At 71.8% G+C, this 3,977-nt stretch carries 5 protein-coding genes; 4 read left to right on the top strand and 1 reads right to left on the bottom strand.

The window, feature by feature from the left end:
• Positions 1-247 precede the first annotated feature (247 nt).
• From H0X00_RS22280 to H0X00_RS22290, 3 genes are all read left to right on the top strand, one after another.
• Positions 248-709 carry a hypothetical protein gene (locus H0X00_RS22280; RefSeq protein ID WP_293774957.1) on the top strand — a complete coding sequence of 154 codons (462 nt, stop codon included), beginning with the start codon at positions 248-250 and terminating at the stop codon, positions 707-709.
• A gap of 184 nt (positions 710-893) precedes the next feature.
• Positions 894-1,328 (top strand): hypothetical protein, encoded by a 435-nt coding sequence (locus H0X00_RS22285; protein ID WP_293774959.1) that lies wholly within the window; start codon positions 894-896, stop codon positions 1,326-1,328.
• On the top strand, positions 1,329-1,976 hold the full coding sequence (locus H0X00_RS22290) for a hypothetical protein (RefSeq protein ID WP_293774961.1): 648 nt from the start codon (positions 1,329-1,331) through the stop codon (positions 1,974-1,976).
• A 61-nt stretch (positions 1,977-2,037) separates the two neighbouring features.
• Here the strand turns inward: H0X00_RS22290 and H0X00_RS22295 are convergent, their stop codons facing one another.
• Positions 2,038-3,042, bottom strand: a complete 1,005-nt coding sequence (locus tag H0X00_RS22295; RefSeq protein ID WP_293774963.1) for a stage II sporulation protein M — start codon at positions 3,040-3,042, stop codon at positions 2,038-2,040.
• A gap of 18 nt (positions 3,043-3,060) precedes the next feature.
• Here H0X00_RS22295 and H0X00_RS22300 point away from each other — a divergent pair.
• On the top strand, positions 3,061-3,977 hold a 917-nt coding region (locus H0X00_RS22300; RefSeq protein ID WP_293774964.1), incomplete at its 3' end, for an RDD family protein.

Raw genomic sequence — 3,977 nt, forward strand, 5'->3', positions numbered from 1 at the left:
CCCGCCGAGCCCGCCGCCGAGCCGCCGGCCGACCCGCCGGCCGACACGCCGGCCGAAGAGGACGGCCTCACCACCTCAGCCGTGAAGCAGATTGCCGGGATCGCCAAGCAGACCCCGCAGCCGCCCGGCGGCGAGTGAGCACCACAGACGACTGAACGACACAGGCGCGCCCCGTCGGGGCGCGCCTGTGAACGTTTCGCCCGGCGTCCCCGTCCTCCGGGATGAGAGCGACCAACCAGGAGGAACCGTGACCACCACCCGCACCGTCACCCGCAACGTCGGCAAGGCCGTCCTCGCCACCGGCCTGGTGGTCGGCCTGACGCCGGTCCTGGGCGCCAACCCGGCCTACGCCTGCTCCTGCGTCGCCCCGGCGGGCGACGAGCAGCTGCGCAAGTGGGCCGACGTGGTCTTCAAGGGCAAGGTCACTGCAAAGAGCGGCGTCGTCGACGGCCCGGAGAGCACCGGCATGGAGACGGTCACTTACACCTTCAAGCCGACCCGCACCTACAAGGGCAAGGTCCGGATCCCGCAGCAGGTCTCCACCTCCGGCTCCAGCGCCTCCTGCGGCGTCCGCCTCGCCGTCGGCTCGACCTACCTGGTCTACGCGAGCAAGGCCGACCCCGAGGGCAAGGGCAAGGTCGCCCGCAAGGCCGCCGACAAGAAGCCTCTCCAGGTCGGACTGTGCGGAGGCACGCACAAGGTCAAGTAGGCGCCTCGGTGGTGACCTGGCAGGGTCGGGCCGCGACAGGCGCCCCGGCCGGCGCAACTGAGCGACATGGTTGTGCCCAGTGGTGCACCGCGACCGGCGCGCCGCGTCACTCTCGTTTCAACCCTGTCGCTCAGTGGCGGGCAGCGATTGACTCCCACCGAGAACTTGAAGGAGTGTGCCTCCCATGCGCATCGGACGAGTACTCCTGACCATCGGCATCGCGATCGGCTTCCTGCCGGTCCTCGGCGTCGGCCCGGCTTCGGCCTGCAGTTGCTTCGCAGCCGGCGACAAGAAGCTGTACTCCCAGGCCGACGTCGTGTTCAAGGGCAAGGTCACCAGGACCCAGTACCCGGCGAACTACGAGAACGACATCAACGCGAGCCCGATCATCTACACGATGAAGGCGACGCGGGACTACAAGGGCCGCGTCCGCCCGACCATGAAGATCCGGACCGCCGGCAACGACGCACTGTGCGGGATCAGTCTCGGCAAGGGCGCGTACATCGTCTTCGCGGACCGCAACGGCAAGGGCCGGCTCGTCGCGAACCTCTGCGGCGGCACCCGTCCGTTCGACGGGGAGGACCAGCCCTACTTCGCCCCGGGCAAGAAGGTCGGCTAGGTGCGCGTGGCGGGCTTTGGGCGCCTCGGCGTCTGCTTGGCTATCGCCATCGTCGCGGTCCCCACCATCGGCGTCAGCCCCGCCCACGCCTGCAGTTGCACCCTCCGCACCGACGAGCAGCTTCGGCAAGATGCCGGAGCTGTCTTCACGGGCACGCTGGTCAACCGCCAGGTGCAGCCGACCCCGACTCCGTCTCCGGACGCCGACGGCGTGGCGGTCGGAAGTCCGGTCATCTCCATGTTCAGCGTGACGCGTGTGTACAAGGGGAAGATCACGAACCCCCAGCGAGTGCTGAGCGGCAGCGAAGGCGACAGCTGTGGCCTTGGCTTACGGGGCGAAGGTCCGTACGTCGTCTTCACCAGTCGAAGCGGCGATGCGGGCGCGCTTCCTGGCTCATCACTCTGTGACGGAACCCGAAAGTTGCAGGCGGACGAGAGCCTGCCGTTCGGCCGGGGCCGCGCACCGTCGAAGGCCGTCGCCGCCGCGAGCCCGACCCCGGTCGACGACGGTACGGGCGACACCCTCGGCCCGACGAGCGACGAGGACGAAGGCTCCGGCAACGGGACAGCCGTGGGGCTCGGCGTGGTGGCGGTGGCGCTGATCGCCGGCGGGGTCGTACTTCGCCGCCGCGGACGTCGCGAAAGCTGATCCGCCGTTGCGTCAGCGACAACGGGCGCTATAGCCCCGCTTTCGCTGACGCAAGGTCAGATCAGGCGGCGACGGGGCGCAGGTCGCCGGCCGCGGCGTCGTCGACGTCGCCGGTGTGGCCGGCCCGCGCGGCGCGGCCGCCGAGGGTGAAGACGTAGGCCAGGAAGGCGACCTCGGCGAACACGCCGATGCTGATCCGGGCCCAGGTGGGCAGCCCGGACGGGGTCACGAAGGCCTCGATGATCCCGGAGATCAGCAGCACCACGACCAGGCCGATCGCGATGCCCATGGCGGCCCGGCCTTCGCGGGCCAACGCGACGGAGCGCAGGTCGGGGCCGGGGTCGATCCAGGTCCAGCCGATGCGCAGCCCGGCGCCCGCGGCCACGAAGACCGCGGTCAGCTCGAGCAGGCCGTGCGGGATCAGCAGCCCGAGGAAGATGTCGAGGCGGCCGGCCTCGGCCATCAGCCCGAGCGCGACGCCGACGTTGGCGGCGTTGATCCACAGCACGTAGAGCACCGGCACGATCGCCACGCCGAGCGCGAGGGACAGGGCGGCGACCCAGGCGTTGTTGGTCCACACCTGCGCCGCGAAGGAACCCGCCGCGTGGGTGGAGTAGTACGACTCGAACTCCCCGCCCGGCTCGGTCAGGGTGGCGATCTCGTCCGGCGCCCCGATCGAGGCCTGAACCTCCGGGGTGTGCGCGACCCAGGCGCCCATCGCGGCCATCACGACGAGGCACACCGCGGACACCGAGATCCACCAGGGCGCCGCCCGGTAGACGGCCGCCGGGAAGCGCCGCAACACGAAGTCGGCGACGTCGCGTCGGGCCGGGGCGGAGGCCCCCGCCACCATCGAGCGGGCCCGGGCGACCAGGGAGGACAGCCGCCCGATCAGCGCCGGGTCCGGCGCCGCCGACTGCAGGATCGACAGGTGGGTAGCCGTGCGCTGGTAGAGCGCGACGACCTCTTCGGCCTCGTCCCCGGTCAGCCGCGAGGACCGACCGAGCAGCGCCTCCAGGCGCGCCCACTCGCGCGAGTGCACGGCGACGAACGCGTCAATGTCCACGTCCTAGAGACTAGGTGCATGAGCGCTTGGGGACCTGGGTCTGCGCCGGGTTGGGGGCCGCCACCGTCGACGGTTCCCGCCGGGGCCCGCGACGTGGTCGTCGGCGAGGCGGTGGCCCTGGAGCTGCGCCTGGCCAAGCTGCCCAGCCGGGCCCTGGCGCTGATCATCGACTTCGCGGTGATGGCGCTCCCGCTCTTCGGTATCGGGGTGTTGGCCGGGACGGCGGCCTCCAACACCGACGAAGCCCTCGGCGCAGCGATCCTGCTGGTGAGTCTCGTCTCGGTCGTGTTCGGCTACCCGGTGTTGTGCGAGACGCTCTCCCGCGGCCGCAGCCCCGGCAAGGCCGCGCTCGGCCTGCGGGTGGTCCGCGAGGACGGTGGCCCGGTCCAGTTCCGGCACGCCCTGACCCGGGCGCTGCTCGGGATCCTCGACTTCTACGCCCTGTTCGGAACCGTCGCCGTCGTGGTCTCCCTCGGCTCGGCCAAGGGCAAGCGGCTCGGCGACCTGCTGGCCGGAACGGTGGTGATCCGGGAACGCGTGCCCAAGAGCAACGCGCCGCCGGCCGTGATGCCGCCGCACCTGGCGGCCTGGGCCGCGACGCTGCCGGTGTCCCGGCTGCCGGACGTCCTGGCCCTGGAGGCCCGTCAGGTGATCGGCCGTCTGGAGGAGCTCGAACCGGAGATCGGCGAATCGCTGTCCCGCCAGCTGGCCGAGGAGATGCTCGTCGCGCTCGGCACCAGCGCGCCGGGCGGGTCTGACCCGGTCTCGGTCCTTTCGGCCGTGCTGGCCGAGCGACGCAACCGGGAACTGGCCCGGGCCGGGATCTTCCCGCAGCAGGACCCGGTGGGCTGGGGCCCGCCCGCCGCACAGAGTTGGGGCCCCCCGCAAGCGACCTGGGGCGCCCCGCCGCCTCCCGCGCCGGCCGGGGGTCAACC

The organism is Sporichthya sp., assembly GCF_013815995.1.
Classification (GTDB): domain Bacteria; phylum Actinomycetota; class Actinomycetes; order Sporichthyales; family Sporichthyaceae; genus Sporichthya.